The organism is Paenibacillus sp. FSL H7-0442, assembly GCF_038593105.1.
Lineage (GTDB): Bacteria > Bacillota > Bacilli > Paenibacillales > Paenibacillaceae > Paenibacillus > Paenibacillus polymyxa_D.
The window spans coordinates 151756-173705 of sequence record NZ_CP151963.1 but is presented as its reverse complement, the minus strand read 5'-3'; the positions used below and the strand labels follow the sequence as shown (position 1 = coordinate 173705).

Below are 21950 nucleotides of genomic sequence, written 5' to 3'. Positions count from 1 at the left end.
CTATCGCTTTCGTTCCGGGAGTTCGAAAAAATTGCACGGCTTAATTATTCAGTCTGCCGCCATACATCCGCGCCCAAAAGACGCAGGTTAGAGACAAGGTGATCATAACCACGGTCAATGTACTCGACACCCGTCACCTCGGTTACGCCTTCGCTTACTGTAAGTCCAGCAATGACAAGGGCCGCTCCGGCGCGCAGATCTGCCGCTTTTACTTTAGCTGCATTCAATCGACCACCCTCTATAATGGCAGACCGACCCTCTACGCGAATTTTAGCCCCCATACGCACCAGCTCAGGGACGTGCTTAAAACGACTGCTGTACACAAAATCGCTCAATACACTGACACCCTGCGCTTGGGTAAGCAAGCTGGTCATGGGAGATTGTAAATCTGTGGCGAATCCGGGGTATATCAAGGCTTTAACGTCGACATGTTCATAAGAAGGTGCACCCAGTACGCGAATACTTTCATCATATTCCTCGATACCGATGCCCATTTCCTGCATTTTTGCAGTGAGAGCCTCCATATGTTTGGGGATTACGTTGTCAATCAATACATTTCCACGGGTTGCCGCAGCAGCAATCATGTATGTGCCCGCTTGTATACGGTCAGGTATGATGGAATGACGGCAGCCATGTAGCTCCGACACACCTTCAATTCGAATCGTCTCCGTACCGGCGCCTTTAATAATGGCCCCCATAGAGTTTAAAAGGGTTGCTACATCTATAATCTCAGGCTCTTTAGCCGCATTTTCGATAATTGTGGCGCCTTTGGCACGTGCTGCCGCCAGCATAATATTAATGGTAGCGCCTACGCTGCTAACATCCAAGTAAATCTTGGTTCCGCGCAGTTCTTTGGCGTGCAAATGAATAGCGCCGTGCTCGTTCGTAACCGTGGCACCCAGCGCTTCAAAACCTTTGATATGCTGATCAATGGGCCGGGGTTCGAAATTGCACCCTCCTGGCAAACCGATGATCGCTTCCTTGAATCTGCCCAGCATGGCTCCCATCATATAATAAGAGGCTCGTAATTTCTTAACAGGCCCATTCGGCATAGGAATGGATTTAATAGAGGATGGATCTATTTTCATCTGGCTACCTTCCCAGGCAACCGTTGCACCAAGTTCCTCCAGTATCTCGGAATACACCGCCACATCACTTAACAGTGGCAAATTGTCCAAAATGACTTCCGACTCTGCCAGAATGGCTGCGGGAATCAAGGCGATGGCACTGTTTTTGGCACCGCTGATGGAAACTGTACCCTGAAGCGGCCGTCCACCGGTGATCATCAATTTTTCCATAAGCTTGAGGGTCCCCCTACGTGTTTTGCAGTCGGTCAAACAATAATCTCGAATCAAAATTTTTAACTTTTTTAGTGGTGAAAATGGAAAGACACCGGCTAAGCGGTGTGCTTTCCATACCAAACTATTCAACTGTACAGATTTAAGTATTTTGTGCAGCAGAACTACAGCTACAACTAAGAAATACATCTAGCCTGTGCAGACGCACGACCAGTTTAACTTATTATTACGCTTTGTTGTTGGAACCGAACTCACGAATTTTACCGATAACGGTTTGTTTAATCGCTTCACGACCTGGAGCGATGAATGTACGTGGGTCATAAGCATCCGGTTTCTCAGCAAGCACTTCACGAACCACTTTCGCAAATACGATTTGGTTCTCAGTGTTTACATTGATTTTGGAAGTTCCCAAGGAGATTGCTTTTTTAATGTCATGTGTTGGGATGCCAGTACCACCGTGCAGAACGAGTGGAAGTTTGATTGCATTGCAGATCTCTTCCATTTCTTTGAATCCGAGGTTTGGCTCGCCTTTGTATGGTCCGTGTACGGAACCCAGTGCAGGTGCCAGTGTATCGATACCTGTTTCGTTAACGATACGCAGACAGTCGTCCAACTTAGCGTACATTACGTCGCCGACAACATCATCCTCTTGACCGCCAACCATTCCAACTTCAGCTTCAACAGAAACGCCTTTGGAATGAGCATATTCAACCACTTTTTTCGTTGTAGCAATGTTTGTGTCGATTGGGCTGTGGGAATCGTCAATCATAACGGATGTGAAACCAGCGTCGATAGCTTCTTTACATTTTTCAAAGCTGGAACCGTGGTCCAAATGGATCGCAACCGGAACGGTGATTTTCATGTCATGAATAAGACCTTCTACCATTTTAACTACAGTGTAGAATCCACCCATGTGACGTGCTGCGCCTTCAGAAACACCCAGGATTACTGGGGATTTTTCTTCTTCAGCAGCGCCCAAAATAGCTTGAGTCCACTCCAGGTTATTAATGTTGTATTGACCTACTGCGTATTTTCCTTCGAGTGCTTTGTTCAACATGTCTTTCATAGATACCAATGGCATGGTTACAGTCCTCCTAAAGGTGTTTGGGTTTGTCTATATTTTTAGCCGACATCACATACGGGCTTATTATACCACAACCCATGTTAAATACTAAACAAGCTTTTGCATATCAACACATACAAAAATCACGCTCAGGACGCCGTTTTTCGATAGAATTGTATAAGGAGAGGATTTACTTTCAGTATTTCCCATAATCACAAACAAAAAACCCTGTTGTGTTAACAGAGTTCTCAACCACCGTGACTCACCTAGTCACCTCTGAGTTGTTTGTTCACAGCAATCCGCATTTCGTCAATATCAAAGGGCTTGGTAAAATGCATTAGCGCACCTAGCTCCGTCGCCTCTTTAATCATGTCCAGTTCTCCATATGCTGTCATCATAATAACCTTGATATCGGGATTCATGGTTTTTAGATGTTTCAGAATTTCGAGTCCGTCCATACCTGGAATTTTCATATCGAGCAGAACCAGATCAGGTGGTTCCTTCTCAACAATTTCAAGTGCAAATTTCCCGTTCGCCGCCTGAAAGGTCTCATAACCCTCACTTCCGAACACTTCCATCAGTAAAATCCGTATTCCATTCTGGTCATCGACGATTAATACTTTCTTCTTTTCCAATGTTTTAACCTCCTAAGATCTTAAAACGAGGATCATGCAGCTATTGCCATAACAGCGTCCGATGACGTACAATATCCGTCCCATACCTAAAACTATATTCGCTATTCGCTCCTGCAAAAAGAAAATCCTTCTCTAATACATAATTGTGGAATATTCTTTCATAATCAGGAAGCATGGGATAAAAAAAGACCTCCCGTAGGAGGTCTTTCAAGCCGTAGCATTAACCTTGAAGCTGCAATGCTGCCTTTACAAATTCACGGAACAAAGGCTGCGGACGATTCGGACGGGAAGTAAATTCCGGGTGGAATTGTACCGCCAGGAACCACGGATGCTCAGGAAGCTCCACGATTTCCACCAAGCGCCCATCCGGTGAAGTACCGGAAATACGAAGACCCGCTTTTTCAATAACTTCACGATATTCGTTATTGAATTCGTACCGATGACGGTGTCTTTCGTACACCAGCTCGTCGTTGTAGCAAGCCGAAGCCAGGGAACCTTCCACCAGTTTGCATGGATACAAGCCAAGACGCATCGTACCGCCCAGATCTTCGATGTCTTTTTGGTCGGGAAGCAAGTCAATGACAGGATAATCCGTTGCCGGATTAATTTCCGAGCTGTTGGCTCCTTCGAGACCAGCCAGGGAACGTGCAACCTCAATGACAGATACCTGCATACCCAGACAAATACCGAAGAACGGAATTTTTTGCTCCCGTGCATAACGGATAGTACTAATTTTGCCTTCAATTCCGCGATCGCCGAAGCCACCTGGTACGAGAATGCCGCCAATGCCGCCCAGCATGTCAGCTACGTTCTCGTCCGTCACTTCTTCAGCGTTCACCCAACGGATTTTTACGTCTGCATTCGCATCAAATCCAGCGTGCGAAAGTGATTCAACCACACTTAAATAAGCATCATGTAATGCAACATATTTACCAACAATAGCAATTTCAACCGTTTTATCCAGCTTGCTGATTCGATCAACTAACCCTTCCCATTCGGTCATATCTGGTGCAGGTGTTGTCAGCTTGAGATGGTTAACTACGATTTCGTCCAAGCCTTCTTCACGTAGGTTCAACGGAACCTCGTAGAGGGTTGAAGCATCGCGACATTCTACCACTGCATTCGCATCAATATCGCAGAACAATGCAATTTTAGCCTTCATATCGGAGGACAGTTCATGCTCTGTACGGCAAACAATGACATTCGGTTGGATGCCGATGCTGCGCAGTTCTTTTACACTGTGCTGGGTTGGCTTGGTTTTAACCTCACCAGCAGCTTTAATATAAGGAATGAGCGTTACGTGAATATACATCACATTTTCGCGCCCAACTTCGCTTTTGAGCTGACGAATAGCTTCCAAAAATGGCAAGCTCTCAATATCGCCCACAGTACCGCCGATTTCTGTAATAATTACGTCCGAACCCGCTTCACGGCCTGCACGGTACACGCGCTCCTTGATTTCGTTCGTAATATGAGGGATAACCTGCACCGTACCGCCCAAATATTCTCCGCGACGCTCTTTGCTGATTACGCTGGAATATACCTTGCCTGTTGTGACATTGCTGTTCTTGGACAGATTAATATCAATAAAGCGCTCATAGTGTCCCAAGTCAAGGTCCGTTTCCGCACCATCATCCGTTACAAACACTTCACCGTGCTGGTAAGGACTCATCGTACCCGGATCGACATTCAGGTAAGGGTCAAATTTTTGAATCGTTACCTTCAGTCCCCTGTTCTTCAAAAGCCTCCCCAGTGAAGCTGCCGTAATCCCTTTGCCCAAGGAAGACACAACCCCGCCTGTCACAAAAATATACTTTGTCACTGTTCAAAACCCTCCTAGATAAGATGCAAAATTCAGGCGACATTATGATGTTATCGTAACCCGTTTGCACGGATTATCATCCATGAAGAAGGCAGCGGAATCATTTTCCATGTCCGCCGCCCTTAGCCTTCTTTCATGAGTGAAAACACCCCTATAAAAAACAAAAAAGCACTCCCGTAGTACGGGGCACTTTTATAAAAAAAGCAAACATATAAGTGAATCAATCATAAGCCCAAGCAATAGTTTACCCCGTGTCCAATCCGCTGTCAAGGAAGTTATATGTGTTAATTTGTCCATTGAACCAGATTGGAGAGAATCCACCTGAAAGCTTTAAATCAGAAGAGGTTTTCAATAAAACGGTCATGAAAAAGGGGAGAACGCATCTCCCCTTGCAGCCTGTTCCTAACGAAGTGAATCGTCGTCTTCCGTCGACTCATCGTCATTTTCATCTTCTGAATCTTCCTCATCACTGAGGTCCTCGTCGTCTATAACCACGTCTTCATCACTATCATCATCATCTTCTCCGTCGAACAGCTCGTCTTCGCCGTCCTCGTCTTCGCTATCTGCATCGAAGTCGTCATCAGAGTTGTATGTTTCTTCTTCATGATAGTCATCTTCGTCGTCATCGTCTTCGTCGTTAATAATACGAGGACGCTTGGCGCCTGTCAGGGCATCTTCGGATTTATCTACCGGATACCAACGTTTCAAGCCCCACAGATTCGTACCGACACAGGCAAAACGCCCGTCAATGTTGATTTCAGTATATAGCTGAGCAATAACGTCATTAATTTCTTCGTCAGACAAGCCGCGCAATTTGGCGACTTCCTTCATCAGGTCACGGTAATAATATGGAGTATTGGCTGCTTTCAATACCATAAATGCCAAGTCCACCATTGGAGTCTCGTGGACTTTCTCCGGGTCAATCTTCAAGTTGAGTGGGGTACTCACCTAGGGACACTTCCTCTCACACGTAATTCACAAGAACATGTTTCAGAGCATACACGATACATGCAATACTAACATATCCATTATCAAAACTAAGTAAAACCTATTTGGAAGCAAATTGCAAGTTAAAGATGGGTATCGTCATAATTTCCAGGAATATCCCCCTAAACAAGACGGCACACGTAAAAAGACGGGGTCCCCCCCGTCTTCGACTGTACCCGCTTCGGGAGAACCCCCCAAAGTTGTTGCACAAGAGCTTATGCCCTCCATGTATCGTATGTGTCCACATCCACTTTGACACGACAAGCAGGCCTATTTACTTAAAAAAGGGGCAGGTTTCCCATGCCGCAGCTGACGCTTGCTCATACTATACCTCAGCATGGCTCATCGGAGGGGGACCGTCTCAAATGGACTATCCGGATTTTTTGCAGCGTTTGCATGAGGGTATTTCGGAGCCGTCCGGCAGTGGACGGAACAAACAGATCATCACGTTCGATAAGCCTCACCAATACCGGGAATGCCTGTCCTATCTCAGGAAGCTGAAACCCGAGCTTGCGGGATTACGGCAAGTACAACCGGCCAGACTAATCCGTGCTTTAATCGCTCCGCTTTCAGGGGGAGACAGGCTGGGCAAATATCACAACGGTGTTACCGTTGAAGAAGATACCCGCATGAAGGTTCACGCTGAAACTGCTCATATACCAAAAGCAGAGAAGAACCCTTCCATGCCATGGGGAGTCAAACAGGTACGTGCATACAAGGCTTGGCCTTCCTCGACAGGGAATCGGGTCAGAATCGGTGTGATCGACACAGGAGCGGATTTTCAACATCCTGATCTTCGCCATTCTCTCGCCAGAGGTATTAATTTGCTTAACCGAACCATGCTACCCTATGACGATAATGGCCATGGTACTCATATTGCTGGAACTATCGCGGCGTCCAACTATGACGAAGGTATGGTGGGCGTAGCACCACGAGCTTTAATTCATCCCGTAAAAGCATTTGATCATAATGGAGCCGCCTACGTCTCCGATATCATTCTTGGTATCGACTGGTGTGTATTAAATCGTGTCGATATCATCAATATGAGCTTTGGTATGAAGTCGCGCAGCAAGGCATTACTTGATATGGTGAATAAGGCATATCATAACGGCATCGTCGTTGTAGCGTCCTCAGGAAACGAGGGCAAGCGCCGAAGTATTGACTACCCCGCCCGCTATTCCCAGACGATCTCAGTGGGGGCTACCGACAAATACAGACGCATTGCACCTTTCAGCAACCGAGGGCAATTTGTAGACGTGTACGCACCTGGCGAAAAGATCACATCCTCCTGGATCCATGGCAAGCATCACGAAATGAGTGGTACCTCTATGGCTACTTCCCATGTGACCGGAAGCATCGCACTTCTCCTTTCACTGAGGCCGGAACTGGGGCCTGGAGAAATCAAGGCGTTGCTTAAGCGTACCGCCACACCACTACGCCTGCGCAAAAGCGCTGGACGTAGCTCTATCTCGACCAAACTTGGCGAAGTCGATGCCTTCCGGTTGATGCAGGAGGGCACAAAGTGAATGATGATGTGATGCTAAACCTCTAGTGTATCGCCTGGCTCCAGAGAGTGAACTTTTCTGGAAGGACCTTCACATCCACTATTTTCTTCTCTTATCAACTCATCTCGTACCAGGTCAGTCTGCAGCTTCGGCGCATGAACGAGTACAACCTGTTTGCTAGGCAGCTCCTTCAGCATTTGCCGCACATCTGATAATCCCTGATGCACCTTATAAATCAAATGCCGAGCTACACAGCTGTTATTTTGATCCACACGTTCCAACAGATATTTGCCAAAAGAACCATGTGGAGCATGCCCGGTCAATATAACACTGTTGCTGATTCTTTCTCCGCTATCATTACCCTCCCCCATGTTGCGGTTATCCGATAGATACTGATAGTACCAGCGCGCCTGTGGGGAATCCATCATGCCGTCTCTTGTTATGATAATAGCCGTTGGGTTCTGTTCCAGCAGACTCACTCGTTCCGCAGCATCACGAGGCACGAAGACCCTGTCACTGTTTAGCACATGTTTTATTCGCGCTAGAGCTTCCGGACGCAGCCATTCTTTCCAGCGGTTTAACTGTTTCAATCCCTGCCATATGTCGTGCTCTACAATCATTGCCTGTTCAGGGAATTGCTCACTAGCCCATACAATCAAGTCCTGTCCTCTGCCAAAGGCAGGCACCGGCAACAACACATGGCCACCAGACCATAATATCCGCTCCATCTCGACCCTCAGCCGCTCCAGCTTAACAGGCTGCGGGTCTATATCCATGCCATACGCATTGTCCATAATGGATATGTCCGCTAGATTGGGCTCTGACTTCCATTCAGGCAGGTCATGCAGCCCCTCCCCAACACCCAAGTCTGGCGCATCGGCAGCAAGAAGCTCAGATTCGCGGCTGTAATCTCCAGAAAAAAACAACCGCTTCCCTTCCATTTCTACCACATACCATACTGCACCAGCCAAATGTCCACTGCGTCCCCACATGATTCTCATACTCGGACAAGCCTCAAGCCATTCTCCTGCTGGCGCCTCATCTTCTAGATAGCGATAAGCAATGGATTGGATGTTCTGTTCGTCGTATGGTAGTTCTGCTCCTCTTGATTCAACATAAGTATGCCAGGAGCGAAAATAGGAGCCTAACTGCTCAGCAGTGGCCTTGGTCGTCCAGACCTCCCCCTGGTATCCATACTTGTACAGTAGGGGGAGTGCCATGGAATGATCCTCATGTGCATGAGACAGCAATACAGCGGTCAGTCTCTCCGCCACCTGCGGTGGGAAAACCGGATATTGTCCGGTTCCTTCCTTTTTCACGCCACAATCCAGCATGACGCGATGCTGTTTTCCTTCAAAAACATAGCAGGAACGGCCATGTTCGCCCGCCCCTCCCCAAATCCTAAGCTTAGTCATGATTATTTCCACTTTCTTCGCGAGTTTAAGCTTTCCATTAAGATCAGTAGCAACGTGGTCATTCCGACCGATATGACAGCCATCGCCATCCCAAGCGACACCTGTCCCTGTTCAAATTGTGCAAATATGTAGGTTGCTGACGTCTGAACGGATGGTGGCAAAATCAGTAATGATCCTACCAATTCGCGTGAAGCAATGGTAAATGTCATCATCCAACCAGCGAGCATTCCCGGTACAATCAGCGGCAGTACAATCCGGCGGAATATATAAGACAGTCGCCCGCCAAATACCTGCCCCGCCTGAAAAAGGCCAGCGTCCACCTGTGTAAAGGCGCTTTTGACATACTGCACAGTATAAGGAACAAACAAGATAACATACGTCAGAATGACCATGCCGTATGTGTTATACAATGGAATCGGCATCCATGGTGAGTTCCACCACAAAATCAGGCCCACCACCATAACAATTCCCGGCACCGTATTCGGAAGCAAACTAAATGCATCAACCGTCCGTTGGATTCTTGTGCGTGAGCCGCCAATGACAAGTGCAAACCAAGTGCCCAGCACCACAGCAAGCGTCGATGCGCCCAAAGAGAGAAATACGCTGTTCAGGAGCGCCTCCATACTCTCTGATCCCCAAGACAGCAGTTCCTTGTAAGAGTCGAGCGTCAAATTATCCCAGGCAAGTCCCATTCCCCTCAGCTTCATCGTCGAGGCTGAAAGAATTGAAAAATAAGGAATGCCAATGGACGCAATGAGCAACAATAGAATGAATGCAACACTCAGCCCCGTAGTCCAACCGGATATACGAAGACGGGACGGACGCGAACCTTTACCACCTACCAGCCTATACGTAAACTTCCGGTTGATCACCGACTGCGCATACCACATGAGCAGGCAGGCGGTTAACAGCACCGAGGCCATCGACGTCGCTTTGCTAAAATCTATGGGCCAGCTAGAAATGTATTTGTGGATTTCTGAAGTCATGACCTCATACCCGATACGTCGCCCAAAGGTAGCGGGGGTGCCAAACTCGGCAATCGTTTTAACGAAAATGAGCAGCGCGCCCATTCCGTAAGCCGAAAGCAGCAGCGGTAAAATGATTCGACGGAATCTGTACAGAAAGCCGCCGCCCATTACGGCACCCGCCTCCTCCAGACTCCCGCCAATCCTCACCAGCGCCCCGCGCAGCAGCAGGTACAGGAATGGAAATAGATGTAGGCTCATGATCATCACCATGCCACCAAGGCTAAAGAAGGATGGCGTTAAGAAATACAGGTCCGGGAACAACTGCTCCAGATATCCGTTTTTTTGCATAAACAGAATCCAGCCCATGGACCCGATATAGGGCGGGGTCATAAACGGAATTAGCAGCACGACATCCAACCAGCGCCAGTGCGCAAGACGAGTGTTGGACATGATCCAGGCTAGCGGAAGTGCAAGTACCGTTGTTCCTGCAATCACACAGATACCTAGCCAAATCGAGCTGAATAGCACTCCCGCAAATGGTGAAGCAGCTAACGTTCGAAAAGGTGCATCCCACTGAAATTCTTCATCAACATACACACTTTGGATAAAGATTTGCAGCAACGGCATCACAATCAAGAAAAGAAGCGCGATCAGAGCCAGCGTCAGACACCACGCTCTGATGTGTTTAACGGATAAGCCTCCCATCGGCTTATTTGAACATTTGCGTGAACTTCTCTGTCACGTCTGATCCATGTTCGCCCATCCATTCCCAATTGGTCTTCAGCAATGGGATCTCGTCCAGATTGGCACGCTTGTCAGCTTTGATATCCGTGCGGCCCGGGAGTAAGGAGGCATCCGCTACTAGTTTCTGTGCGTCGTCCGACAACAGATAGTCAATAAATGCCTTGGCATTCTGCTCATGCTGCGTTGACTTGAGAATTGCAGCAGGACGTGGGCTGATGACGGTTCCCTCTGTTGGATAGACGATGTCAATCGGCTCGCCTTTGGCTTTAGCCTTGTAGGTCATGTAATCGACCGCAGCAACGACTATACCTTTAGCTCCGGTAATCACGGGGTCCAGCGCTTCCTGATTGGCACCAGCCATGGCCACACCGTTTGCCTTGTACTGCTCAAACAACGTCCAGCCTCCATCGCCCTTGGCGCTCAGATAGCCTGTCATAAAGTCCAATGCTGAGCCGGACAGTGATGGGTCGGGGATGTTAACCTGATCCTTGTACTCAGGCTTCGCTAAATCGGCCCATGAAGTTGGTGGTGTTTTCACCAGCTTTGTGTTATACGCAATGCCCAGAGCAGAAGCACTGGTACTGAAGTAGTTGCCCTCCTTATCGGACCAGTCTGGATTTAGCTTGTCCGCGTTTTTGGCATCCGGGTAAGGCAGTGTTAGTCCTTCCTTTTTCAAGCCTTGTACAGACGGAAGCGATGCCAGCACAACCACGTCCGCTACCGGATTCGTCTTCTCGGCTTCCATACGGGCCAAAATTTTTCCTGTCGTTCCCTGAAACAACTCTACCTTCACTCCGCTCTGCGCCTCATATCCTGCTATCAGCTTTTTCGCCAGTCCATCCGGGCCTGCGCTGTAGACCACCAACTTCTGATCGGTGGATGCCGCCTCCGCTTGTCCTGCTGATCCATTAGCTGGCGCCCCATCCTTGGTTGGCGTTGCTGTTCCGCAACCCGCCACAGCGAGTCCAAAAGTCAAGGTTAATGCGAGCATCGTCCCTTTTTTCCATCCTGTACGAAAAACATGCCTATTCATCATCTTATATATACCCCTTTTCCTTATGCTTCAAGTTGGTGGATGTGTTGCGGTGATACCCAAATGTGCATTTTTTCGCCAATCGGCAAGCGGGTGGAGTGATATGCAGTCCATTGCTCACCGTTCTCGGCTAGTATACGAATTTCATAACGATCGCCGACATAGCTGACATGCATGATCTCTACTGTAAAAGCGTGCTGATCCGCTTGCTCCTGTTCCCAACGGACATGTTCAGGACGAAACAGTGTCCGTTCCAACTCCAGCCAGTTGGATTTGCCGATAAACCTCGCCACCTCTGGATGAGCTGGGCAACCGTAGATCACCTCTGGTGTTCCGGTCTGCAAAATATGTCCATTTTTCATAACAACCACTTCATCAGACATGGACATGGCCTCGATCTGATCATGGGTGACATATAGGGCGGTCAGCCCCAGATCGCGCACAAGCGACAGCATCTCAATGCGCATCTCCTCCCGTAGCACCGCATCCAGCGCACTGAGAGGCTCGTCGAACAACACCAGTCGAGGCCGGATAGCAACCGCTCTTGCGAAGGCAACCCGCTGCTGCTGACCACCGGATAGCTGATGAGGATACCGATCCTCCATCCCTGACAATCTGACCATGTCGAGCGCCTCCAGCACCACTGTCCGCAGTTCCTTGTCTCGGGCGCTGGCAAACCCTTTCCCCCGCTTGCCCGCACGCAGGCCGAAGGCCACATTTTCAAACACCGTCATATGCGGCCACAACGCGAAATCCTGAAAGACCATACCAAAGTGGCGGAGATGCGCGGGAATATCCTTTTTGCGTTCAGTCGAAAAAAGAATTTCCTCTCCCATCGTGATTGTGCCGGTATCCGGTGTCTCCAGACCAGCAATCAAGCGCAAGAGCGTTGTTTTCCCACATCCGGACGGTCCGAGCAGTGTTGTGAATTTACCCCGTCGTACGACCAGATTCGTCTCATGCAGCGCTGTTATTTGGCTGAAGGTTTTACTTAATCCGTGAATATATAGATCCTGATTCATCGCATTACCTGCCTGTTCTTCTGACTGACCCCAGTGTAAAACTTGAATTCGCAACCTGTGTTATTGGAAAGTTAAAACAAAATTAATTATTTCAATGAATTGTGTTAACACTCATAGATTTAATCTATATAGAGGGGATTGATGCTGCTACCCATACAAATAGGCATGATTGTTCAATTAACCTGAAAGCGAGGCATTCTAAGTGAATTTAAGTCTTCTAAAGTTACATATTGTAGAACTGCTGAATAAGCACCATAAAATTACCACGGTCGCCGAGCTTCTTGGCCTAAAGCAACCCACTGTTACTTTTCATATGAAAAATCTGGAGCGTGAATTCGGCGTAAAGCTGTTTGACACACGCATGGGCAAAATCATCCTGACGGATGCTGGAAATGCGCTACTGCACTATGCCAGCAAAATTAATGCACTGGCTGCCGAAGCTGAGCGAGTCGTCCGCGAGTTCGATACGCTCCAGCGGGGAAGCATACGTATTGGCGCAAGCTATGTACCCGCTACCTACTTGCTTCCTGCTGTGTTGCACCGCTTTGCCCGTGAGCATCCAGGCATTCACATCGCCTTGTCTGTGAAAACTGCGCCCGTGATCAAGGACATGCTCGCTCGTCACGAAATTGATCTTGGCATCATTTCGGCAGAGCCGTTTCAATCCCCAACGCTACTCTCAGAATCCTTGGGCGAAGATGAACTGATGCTCATCTGCTCACCCACTCATCCGCTCGCCAACGAAACCGATTTGACACCCGAGCTTATCGCTTCTTCCTCCTTCGTATTACATGGCAAGGATTCCAGCACACGCCACGTGACCGACAAATGGCTGGAGCGTGGGAGTCGGCGACTTCCCTCCTATCTGGAGTTGGATTCACTGGAAGCCATCAAACAGGCGGTTATGCTGGGAGAACACATCTCCTTTGTCTCTCGCATTGCCGTTCAGTCAGAGGTTGAGCGGGGCTTACTGGTTGTAAGACCTATTCCGGGGCAGTCTGTTGAGCGGTATATTTATATGGTCAGCAACAAAGACCGCCATCGCTCGGCGCTCATTCACAGATTCACCGAATATTTATCATGGAACCAAGATTAAATCTTACCTGTCATATAGAAATTATGTCTTTTTTTTACCGGAGTACCCTCGTGCTTTGACATACGACTGACAATACACCCGTAAAGTGTAGCGTGTAACCTATTCGGACGAACAGGAGAGGATGAAATGAAAACAGGCCTTCGTATCACCCAATTGATGTCGGTAGTAACTCTGAGTGCAGTACTGCTCGTAACAGGATGGAAAGGAGCAGAACCGGTACAAGCTGCCGCCAATGCCACACCAAGCTATGAGGTGAAGCTACTACTGGATACGGCTCAGGTGCTCAATGCGGATGGCTCATTAAAAAGTGGCATCGTGAACGAGTTTCAAATTAGCGACGATGCACAACGATTGAGCGTCGAGTATTTTGATACAAATTCATTGCAATTAAATGACGAGGGCTGGAACGTGAGGTTTCGCAAAAAAGAGGACAAAAAAAATTATGAATTAACCTACAAAAAGCGCTATACGGTCACAAATGGAAATATCGACGCGGCGCTCACCCAAGCGAATAAAGAAGGGTTCAGCGCGTCTGATGATAATTATGAGGCTGAGGTGGATTGGGGATACAGCAAGCAAACACTAAGTTTTTCCAATGATAAAAAAACAAACGCCTCCAAAGGATTGGCTCTGCCTTCCCCAGATCAAGCATTAAAGCAACTACAGGATAATCTTCCGGGCAAGCTGCAAAACTGGAAATCCAGCAACTGGGGCAAGAAAACTCTGGCAGACTCCAGAGTACGCGGTCCGGTACAGGTCAGCAAATATGAAGGTAGCTTTCAGGGACTGGATACCGACGTTGAAATATGGCCTATTCGCAGCGCAAACGGATCAGGTACAGAAAATATTATCGAAATCTCCTTCAAAACCTCGGATTACAGTGTTGCCGCCAGCAACCGCACCAAGCTGATGAACCTGTTGCAATCCAAAGGATGGCTGGTTCCCGCCGATTCCCTGAAAACGAATTTAGTACTGGAACGCTACTAAGCTAATCCAACATAAAAAGGAACCGAGGCGCCAACCTGTTGAGAGTGGCGCCTCGGTTCCTTTTATTATTATTTATATGACTACAAGGTCATGATGTTAAAGTTGCTTGCTTACATACGTTCCGGTGCAGACACGCCCACTAGCTTCAGTACGTTGGCAATGGTCGTGCGCACCGCACCAAACAACGCCAAGCGTGCCTGCGTTTGAGCGGCATCCTCTGTAATGACGCGCTCTGCCTTATAGTAGCTGTGGAACAATGAAGCCAGCTCGTAGACATAGCGAATCATACGGTGTGGTGCAAAGTTTGCAGCCGCCACCGATACTTCCTCCGGCAGCTCGCCGATTTTGCGGAGCAAATCGTATTCATGCTCAGCCGTCAGCTTGGACAAGTCAACTTCTGCCAACGGCAGCACAGCAATCCCCTGCTCTTCAGCTTGACGATATACGCTGCATGCACGTGCGTGCGCATATTGTACGTAGAATACTGGATTCTCATTGGAAGTGGAAATCGCCAAATCCATGTCAAAATCCAGGTGCGAATCCATGCTGCGCATAGTGAAGAAGTAACGGATCGCGTCTACACCCACTTCTTCCATCAGATCTTCCATCGTCACGGCCTTGCCAGTACGTTTGGACATTTTTACTTTTTCCCCATTTTGGAACAAGCTGACCATTTGGGCAATCAACACTTTAAGCTTATCCGGGTCATTACCCAGTGCTTCCATTGCTGCCTTCATCCGTGGAATATAGCCATGGTGATCCGCTCCCCAAATGTTGATGATCGTGTCATACCCACGAGCATATTTATCGCGATGGTAAGCGATATCCGGGGTCAGGTACGTATATGTACCGTCATTTTTGATCAAGACACGGTCTTTATCGTCGCCGTACTTGGTCGTATTCAGCCATGTAGCTCCGTCCTTCTCGTAAATCTCTTCACGGTCACGCAGCTCATTCAGCGCTTTAAGCACTTCACCATTTTCATACAGCGACGTTTCGCTGAACCAGGAGTCAAAAGGTACACGGAACAGCTCCAGATCACGCTTAATCTTGTTTAGTTCCTTTTCCAGACCGTAGTCACGGAAATAAGCAGCACGATCTCCCGGTTCCATGGACAACAGAGAATCGCCCTTTTCAGCCACCAGTTCCTTGGCAAACCCGATGATATCCTCACCATGGTAACCATCTTCCGGCATCTCCGCAGGCTGTCCCAGCTCCTGCAAATAACGCGCTTCAATAGAGCGGCTCATGTTGTAAATCTGGTTGCCCGCATCATTAATATAGTATTCACGAGTTACTTTGTATCCGGCAAAATCAAGCACGTTGCAGAGAGCATCCCCTACGGCTGCACCACGTGCATGACCTAAGTGAAGGCTACCTGTCGGATTGGCGCTGACAAACTCGATTTGTACCTTTTTGCCTGCACCTTCCTGTATACGCCCGTAATCTGCCCCCTGCTCCTGCACTTGTCCAATGACTGCATACAGGTAGCTCTTGTTCAGACGGAAGTTAATAAAACCCGGTCCAGCGATTTCCGCACTTTCAATAGAAGCGGAAGCTAAATCCATATTCGCGATTAAGTCTTCAGCGATTTGCCGTGGGTTCTTCTTCGCAATGCGGGTGAGCTGCATCGCAACGTTGGTAGCCAAATCACCGTGTGACTTGTCCTTGGGCACCTCCAGCGTAATGGTCGGCAGCTCTTCGCGGCTCACGATTCCGGCAGCCAGCACCGCCGCCTCGATTGCTGAAGTCACCTTTTGATTAATAAGTTCCAGTGGATTGCTTGTCATGATTATTGCTCCTCCTGTATATGCAAACTGATGGCAAAATGCCCCGAGAAATCCTCAAATACGTACAGATCATAGGTCCAGCTCACATGTCCGCTGAATCCATCCATCCGAATATCAAGCTTCTGCGTATGCGCAGACATGTTCAGGTTTAAATAAGGCGAGCGGTAAAATCCAGGCAACCTGCGTCCCAGCGCAAATGACTGCTCTGATTGTACCTCACCGTGACGAATCAGCTTTAGCTCATCCGGTCCGATTTTGACTGTGTTCCGTGTCGTACCGCCCTCAGGACTATCTTGCGGCTCATCGTACCTTATATATAGATGCTTCCCACGCACAATCGCTTCTCCGGGAAGTTCCTGTACCACATCTTCTCCGTCATGATGACTATGAAGACGGATTCGGACCTTTGCATTATGTGGCATGTATTCAAACTCCATTCTATTGCTATCCTACTGTACTACTATATCCAGTTCCCGATTGCAATTCAAATGAGTTTTTACAAAAAGATGCTTTCATCCAAAAAATTTAGCTACCTTAAGTCAGCTCCATCAGATGCTTGGCTAAAACTTTCAATGAATCGAGAGGCTAGAGAAGACATGTATTTATCCTTCATCCAGACAGCCGCCACACGCGTATGCAATTCTTCACACATAATTTCCTTAACGATTAACTGGTTATTGCTTCCGAGTGACAACGCAGACCGCGAAATCATACCGATCCCCAGCCCTTCATTAGCCCAATGAAGCGTGGTGCGGGCATCATCGTTTTTGCAGAAGATATTCGGCTCAAAGCCATGCTTTATACAGGTATCGTGAATCAATTGTTCAAAGCGGCGATAAACGATGAGCGGCCTGTTTTTCAAGCCAGACAACGGGATGGTCTTCTGTTCGGGGTTCCAGTCATGTTCTTCTGTCATCACTGCGATCATCGGTTCGGAGGACGCATATCTGCACCCTAAATCAGTGGTATTAAAAGGGGTTCTGACGATACCGACCTCGACAATTCCTTTGTTCAAAAGATCGAGAATCCTAAAGGTATTTCCCTCATGAATTTCAAATTTTACACCCGCATAGGTTTTATGAAATTCGGAAAGCCTGTCTTTCATTAGGGCTGCGCCGGAAGAGGAGACCGTTCCAATGGTAAGCGTACCCTTCATCCCCAAGGCAAAATCGTTAATTTCTCTCGTTGTGGCATCTGTCAGCTCCAGAATCTGCTTGGCCCTATTCTGTAAAATGATGCCGGCCTCCGTCAACTGGATGCTTCGTGAGCCTCGATGCACGAGCTTTACACCAAGCTCTTCCTCCAGTTGCATGAGCTGCTGACTTAAGGGAGGCTGTGCGATTTGCAGCTTTTTGGCTGCCGCTGTAATCTGTCCGGCCTCTGCGATCGCCAAAAAATACTTGAGATGTCTCAATTCCATCATTATGGCCCTCCGGTACTGATATATGTAAAACCTATACCTCTAATATATATTAAATATTATTCATATGGTTGGGGATATGACATAATCAAATTCAGATATGCTATTGCGGCATGAGGCTATATACATTATTTAGGTTAGGTGATGGTTTATTTGCTGAAATTTGCTGTTTTTTTGAAACCCTATAAAAAGGAAACGATTCTTGGGCCTCTATTTAAACTGATTGAGGCCATCTTGGAACTATTGCTGCCCACTATGGTTGCCTTAATGATCAATCATGGTGTAGGTAAAGGAGACACCCATTATGTTTGGCAGATGGGTCTTTTGATGTTACTCATGACTATACTGGGCTTTGGCAGTTCATTAGTGTGTCAGTTTTACGCAGCCCGTGCCTCCCAAGGATTCGGAACTACGCTGCGCAATACGATGTTTAAACATATTTCATCGTTTTCTTATGCTGATCTCGATAAGTTCGGTACGCCCTCGCTCATCAACCGGATTACGAATGATGTCAATCAACTCCAAACGGCTGTAGCGATGCTGATTCGTCTGGTCATTCGTGCTCCTTTTATTTGTATCGGGGCTATTATCATGTCCATGATCCTGGATTTCCGCCTGGCTTTGGTGCTGTTGGCGGCTACACCGGTTCTAGCTTTGATCCTGTATGTGGTCATTACGAAGGCTTCACCACTGTATCGTCGGTATCAAAAAAAACTCGATAAAATCGCTCTGGTACTTAGCGAAAATCTTACAGGCGTACGGGTCATACGCGCATTTGCCAAAAGAGGCGCTGAGCGAGTTAAATTCAACGCCGCTTCGGATGACCTGACTCAGACCGCTATTCGTGTCGGACGTATTTCTGCTTTGCTAAGCCCTGCCACCTTGCTGGTGGTAAACGGAGCTATTATTGCAATCCTGTGGATCGGCGCCATCCATATCCAATATGGATCACTTACACAAGGGGAGATTATTGCCTTTATTAATTACATTACGCAAATTTTATTAGCTCTGATTGTGGTGACCAATTTAATTATTTTGTTCACCAAGGCTGCCACTTCAGCAGCGCGGATTCAGGAGGTCCTAGACACGCAAGCTTCGATTTCCGACACTGCTGCTACTTCTACATCTATAGATAGGGAGGGAACAAGTGGGCATGGCGCTGTACCAGCCATCTCTTTTGATCATGTTTCCTTTGGATACAATACGACAGGGCAACTGGCACTTAACGATGTAGTGGTAAACATCTATCCTGGTGAAACGGTTGGAATCATCGGAGGAACAGGTTCGGGGAAATCCACCTTTGTGAATCTCATTCCCCGCTTCTATGATGCGGTAGAGGGTTGTGTACAGGTTGACGGCATCGACGTACGGCAGTATAAGCTTGAGCAATTGCGGCAGAAAATCGGTATTGTTCCTCAGAAGGCGCTGCTGTTCACTGGGACGATAGCGGATAATATCCGTTGGGGACATGAACACGCCACCGACGAGGAAGTCGCTCAAGCCGCAGCAATCGCGCAAGCGGATGAATTTATTTCTAACTTGCCGGAAAAATTCGATGCCCCGATCACCCGAGGAGGACTTAATCTATCGGGAGGACAAAAACAGCGACTTACCATTGCCAGAGCTATTGTAGGCAATCCGGAAATTCTGATTTTGGACGATTCCTCAAGCGCACTTGATTTTGCAACTGACGCCGCCCTCCGGAAATCGCTACGGGAAAAAAGCACCCGCATGACTGTCCTACTGGTCTCGCAACGAGTAAGCAGCGTACAGCATGCTGATAAAATCATTGTATTTGATGAAGGCCGGATTGTCGGAATCGGCACACATGATCAGTTGATGAGCAGCTCGGAGGTATATCAGGAAATTAATCGCTCCCAGCTCTCAACGCAGGAGGTGGACCAATGAGTGGCAAGGAAACCTGGAGAAGATCGTTAACCTATGTCGGTCAATATAAAACAACAACATTTTGGGTCATCGTCAGTGCGATTCTCAGCGTGCTTGCCAGTCTGATCGGACCCTACATGATTGGTCAAGCTATCGACCACATGGTGGATAAGGGAGCAGTGAATTTTAAAGGTATTGCACAGATTCTAGCTGGATTAGGCATTGTATATGTTGTAGGCAGTCTGTTTAGCTGGCTACTCACGTATTTGACGAACCGTATTGCTTTTCAGACCGTAAATGATATGCGGCGGGAGTTATTTGATCATTTTAATATCCTTCCGTTAAGCTTTCATGACACTCATCCGCAAGGAGACAGCATTAGCCGTTTCGTGAACGATATGGATGCTGTGTCGGATGGATTGCTGCAGGGATTTTCCACCTTGATTACCGGGATTATTACGATTATAGGCTCCATTGTACTCATGCTGTATATCAGTCCGATCATGACGTTGGTCGTATTGGTGTCTGCCCCGATCACATACGGTGTGGCACGGTTCATTACGACAAGGTCACAGCGTATGTTCCGCGAACAGGCCAAAATTTTAGGAAGCCTGAACGGTTACGTGGAAGAAATGATCGGCGGGCAACGGGTAGTTACTGCTTTTCATTATGAAAACCGCTCGCTTGAGGAATTTTCCGCCAGAAACGAACAATTGTATCAAGCCGGGGTGAAATCGCAGTTTTACGGATCATTGTCCAACCCCTCTACCCGATTGGTGAACAACATGACTTTTTCAGTCACCGCCATGATTGGCTGTATTTCCATTATTTTGGGTGGGATCTCGGTAGGTGGATTGTCGAGCTTTCTGATTTATACCAATTTGTTCGCCAAGCCCTTTAATGAAATTACGGGTGTTCTCACCCAGTTCCAGGCAGCCACGGCTTCTGCTCAGCGCATATTTGCGATTTTGGACTCACCGCCAGAGCAGCCGGAAAAATCGAACGCCGTACAGCTGGAGCGCAGCAAAGGCACGATTCTTTTTGATCATGTCAAATTCTCCTATAACCCGGAACGTACGCTCATTACGAACTTCAGTTTAGAAGTTAAGCCAGGCACTCGTGTGGCCATTGTCGGGCAGACCGGAGCTGGCAAAACCACACTCGTCAATCTGCTCATGCGGTTTTACGATGTGGACAGCGGCTCGATATCCATCGACGGGGTGAATATCAACGACATGAGCCGGGACAGCCTGCGGACTAACTTTGGTATGGTGCTTCAAGATACATGGCTGTTCAGCGGAACCATTCGGGACAATATCGCTTACGGGAAGCCGGAAGCCACGGACGAAGAAGTCATCGCGGCTGCAACAGCTGCCAATGCGCATAGCTTCATCAAGCGACTGCCTCATGGCTACGATACGGTCATCAGCGGTTCCGGCGACAGCCTGTCGCAAGGCCAAAAGCAACTGCTCACCATCGCGAGGGTTATCCTGGTCGATCCACCTATGCTGATCCTAGATGAAGCCACCAGTAGCATAGACACCCTGACAGAAGCACGTATCCAAAAAGCATTTATGAAAATGATTGCCGGACGCACCAGCTTTGTGATCGCCCACAGACTATCGACCATCCGCGAAGCGGATTTGATTCTATACATGAAAAACGGCGATGTCGTCGAAAGTGGTACCCATGAGGGGCTGCTTGCCAGCGGCGGCCATTATGCCTCGCTCTATAACAGCCAGTTTACTACGGCTTAAAAGGCTGACCGGATACGGTCGCATCAGTAAGGTCAACGTTCTTAAAAAAAGTCGGTTGCTTTTTAAGCAATTGGCTTTTTTATTTTTCTTTGATAAATCCCCCCCTATATTATATAATAAAACGAGAACAAACGTTTCCGTTTCATCTAAACCTTATGGTTTGTATAGCCAACATCATGCATGGGTTTCAGTTGGGAGGCTGAATATGGATATTAATGAATTTCAAAAGTGGGTCAAGCAATATTATCAAGAGAGGAACTGGTCTGATTTAGATATCTTCGTCCGAATTGGTTTCTTGGCAGAGGAAACCGGGGAGGTTGCGAGAGCTATTCGCGCCCTGGAGATCGGCAGAGACCGGCCTGATGAGATCGATGGTTCATTCGAGGAGAACAGGGAGCATTTAACTGAAGAACTTGGAGACGTACTGGGTAATCTCATCGTGATCGCCAACAAGTATGACATCACCTTGGAGGATATATTTCGAACACACCAGCAAAAACTTGCAAAAAGATATACATAAA

Annotated in this window: 18 protein-coding genes; 6 read left to right on the top strand and 12 right to left on the bottom strand. The window is 47.8% G+C overall.

The features are described from left to right. Positions 1-44 precede the first annotated feature (44 nt). From MHH57_RS00705 to rpoE, 5 genes are all read right to left on the bottom strand, one after another. Complete coding sequence (locus tag MHH57_RS00705; protein WP_029514892.1) at positions 45-1298, bottom strand: UDP-N-acetylglucosamine 1-carboxyvinyltransferase; 1254 nt, start codon at positions 1296-1298, stop codon at positions 45-47. A gap of 226 nt (positions 1299-1524) precedes the next feature. Then, positions 1525-2379 carry a class II fructose-1,6-bisphosphate aldolase gene (gene fba, locus MHH57_RS00700; RefSeq protein WP_013308219.1) on the bottom strand — a complete coding sequence of 285 codons (855 nt, stop codon included), beginning with the start codon at positions 2377-2379 and terminating at the stop codon, positions 1525-1527. 248 nt (positions 2380-2627) lie between these two features. Next, complete coding sequence (locus tag MHH57_RS00695) at positions 2628-2996, bottom strand: response regulator (protein ID WP_342434705.1); 369 nt, start codon at positions 2994-2996, stop codon at positions 2628-2630. Between the two features lie 220 nt (positions 2997-3216). After that, positions 3217-4818 carry a CTP synthase gene (locus MHH57_RS00690; RefSeq protein ID WP_013368772.1) on the bottom strand — a complete coding sequence of 534 codons (1602 nt, stop codon included), beginning with the start codon at positions 4816-4818 and terminating at the stop codon, positions 3217-3219. Positions 4819-5220: 402 nt separating this feature from the next. Beyond that, positions 5221-5766 (bottom strand): DNA-directed RNA polymerase subunit delta, encoded by a 546-nt coding sequence (gene rpoE / locus MHH57_RS00685; protein WP_029514893.1) that lies wholly within the window; start codon positions 5764-5766, stop codon positions 5221-5223. A gap of 404 nt (positions 5767-6170) precedes the next feature. On the opposite strand from rpoE, the gene MHH57_RS00680 reads away from it, so the two are divergent. Next, positions 6171-7331, top strand: a complete 1161-nt coding sequence (locus MHH57_RS00680) for a S8 family peptidase (protein ID WP_342434704.1) — start codon at positions 6171-6173, stop codon at positions 7329-7331. Positions 7332-7345: 14 nt separating this feature from the next. On the opposite strand, the gene MHH57_RS00675 is transcribed toward MHH57_RS00680, so the two are convergent. The 4 genes from MHH57_RS00675 to MHH57_RS00660 are packed head-to-tail and all read right to left on the bottom strand — an operon-like array spanning position 7346 to position 12492. Next, positions 7346-8731 (bottom strand): MBL fold metallo-hydrolase, encoded by a 1386-nt coding sequence (locus MHH57_RS00675; protein WP_029514896.1) that lies wholly within the window; start codon positions 8729-8731, stop codon positions 7346-7348. Continuing rightward, a complete protein-coding gene (locus tag MHH57_RS00670; protein WP_318628402.1) occupies positions 8728-10398 on the bottom strand; it encodes an iron ABC transporter permease in 1671 nt (556 codons plus the stop codon). Before MHH57_RS00670 ends, MHH57_RS00675 begins: the two co-directional genes overlap by 4 nt. A gap of 4 nt (positions 10399-10402) precedes the next feature. Then, positions 10403-11473, bottom strand: a complete 1071-nt coding sequence (locus tag MHH57_RS00665) for an ABC transporter substrate-binding protein (RefSeq protein WP_029514900.1) — start codon at positions 11471-11473, stop codon at positions 10403-10405. Positions 11474-11493: 20 nt separating this feature from the next. Further along, complete coding sequence (locus tag MHH57_RS00660; protein ID WP_340883995.1) at positions 11494-12492, bottom strand: ABC transporter ATP-binding protein; 999 nt, start codon at positions 12490-12492, stop codon at positions 11494-11496. Between the two features lie 202 nt (positions 12493-12694). Between MHH57_RS00660 and MHH57_RS00655 the strand changes: the two genes are divergently transcribed. Both MHH57_RS00655 and MHH57_RS00650 read left to right on the top strand, forming a co-directional pair. Next, entirely contained in the window at positions 12695-13588 is an 894-nt protein-coding gene (locus tag MHH57_RS00655; protein WP_029514902.1) for a LysR family transcriptional regulator, read from the top strand. A 126-nt stretch (positions 13589-13714) separates the two neighbouring features. After that, entirely contained in the window at positions 13715-14575 is an 861-nt protein-coding gene (locus MHH57_RS00650) for a hypothetical protein (protein ID WP_069011481.1), read from the top strand. A gap of 110 nt (positions 14576-14685) precedes the next feature. Here MHH57_RS00650 and argS read toward each other — a convergent pair whose 3' ends face one another. From argS to MHH57_RS00635, 3 genes are all read right to left on the bottom strand, one after another. After that, positions 14686-16365, bottom strand: coding sequence for an arginine--tRNA ligase (gene argS / locus MHH57_RS00645; RefSeq protein ID WP_307354303.1), 1680 nt, complete (start codon positions 16363-16365; stop codon positions 14686-14688). 2 nt (positions 16366-16367) lie between these two features. Continuing rightward, positions 16368-16802, bottom strand: coding sequence for a DUF1934 domain-containing protein (locus MHH57_RS00640; protein ID WP_318628405.1), 435 nt, complete (start codon positions 16800-16802; stop codon positions 16368-16370). 92 nt (positions 16803-16894) lie between these two features. After that, positions 16895-17785: a LysR family transcriptional regulator gene (locus tag MHH57_RS00635; RefSeq protein WP_165150572.1), complete on the bottom strand. Its 891-nt coding sequence runs from the start codon at positions 17783-17785 to the stop codon at positions 16895-16897. Between the two features lie 153 nt (positions 17786-17938). Between MHH57_RS00635 and MHH57_RS00630 the strand changes: the two genes are divergently transcribed. From MHH57_RS00630 to MHH57_RS00620, 3 genes are all read left to right on the top strand, one after another. After that, positions 17939-19693: an ABC transporter ATP-binding protein gene (locus MHH57_RS00630; protein WP_340931155.1), complete on the top strand. Its 1755-nt coding sequence runs from the start codon at positions 17939-17941 to the stop codon at positions 19691-19693. Beyond that, the gene (locus MHH57_RS00625; RefSeq protein WP_069011484.1) at positions 19690-21429 is read left to right on the top strand and encodes an ABC transporter ATP-binding protein; all 1740 of its coding nucleotides are present in this window, start codon (positions 19690-19692) and stop codon (positions 21427-21429) included. The genes MHH57_RS00630 and MHH57_RS00625 overlap by 4 nt, the downstream gene beginning before the upstream one ends. A gap of 205 nt (positions 21430-21634) precedes the next feature. Next, entirely contained in the window at positions 21635-21949 is a 315-nt protein-coding gene (locus tag MHH57_RS00620) for a MazG-like family protein (RefSeq protein ID WP_029514913.1), read from the top strand. Position 21950: the final 1 nt, after the last annotated feature.

Coding starts and splice junctions, on each gene's coding strand:
- MHH57_RS00705 (WP_029514892.1), bottom strand. CDS start 1,298: ATGGAAAAATTGATGATCACCGGTGGACGGCCGCTTCAGGGTACAGTT.
- fba (WP_013308219.1), bottom strand. CDS start 2,379: ATGCCATTGGTATCTATGAAAGACATGTTGAACAAAGCACTCGAAGGA.
- MHH57_RS00680 (WP_342434704.1), top strand. CDS start 6,171: ATGGACTATCCGGATTTTTTGCAGCGTTTGCATGAGGGTATTTCGGAG.
- MHH57_RS00670 (WP_318628402.1), bottom strand. CDS start 10,398: ATGGGAGGCTTATCCGTTAAACACATCAGAGCGTGGTGTCTGACGCTG.
- MHH57_RS00665 (WP_029514900.1), bottom strand. CDS start 11,473: ATGATGAATAGGCATGTTTTTCGTACAGGATGGAAAAAAGGGACGATG.
- MHH57_RS00660 (WP_340883995.1), bottom strand. CDS start 12,492: ATGAATCAGGATCTATATATTCACGGATTAAGTAAAACCTTCAGCCAA.
- MHH57_RS00650 (WP_069011481.1), top strand. CDS start 13,715: ATGAAAACAGGCCTTCGTATCACCCAATTGATGTCGGTAGTAACTCTG.
- argS (WP_307354303.1), bottom strand. CDS start 16,365: ATGACAAGCAATCCACTGGAACTTATTAATCAAAAGGTGACTTCAGCA.
- MHH57_RS00640 (WP_318628405.1), bottom strand. CDS start 16,802: ATGGAGTTTGAATACATGCCACATAATGCAAAGGTCCGAATCCGTCTT.
- MHH57_RS00635 (WP_165150572.1), bottom strand. CDS start 17,785: ATGGAATTGAGACATCTCAAGTATTTTTTGGCGATCGCAGAGGCCGGA.
- MHH57_RS00625 (WP_069011484.1), top strand. CDS start 19,690: ATGAGTGGCAAGGAAACCTGGAGAAGATCGTTAACCTATGTCGGTCAA.
- MHH57_RS00620 (WP_029514913.1), top strand. CDS start 21,635: ATGGATATTAATGAATTTCAAAAGTGGGTCAAGCAATATTATCAAGAG.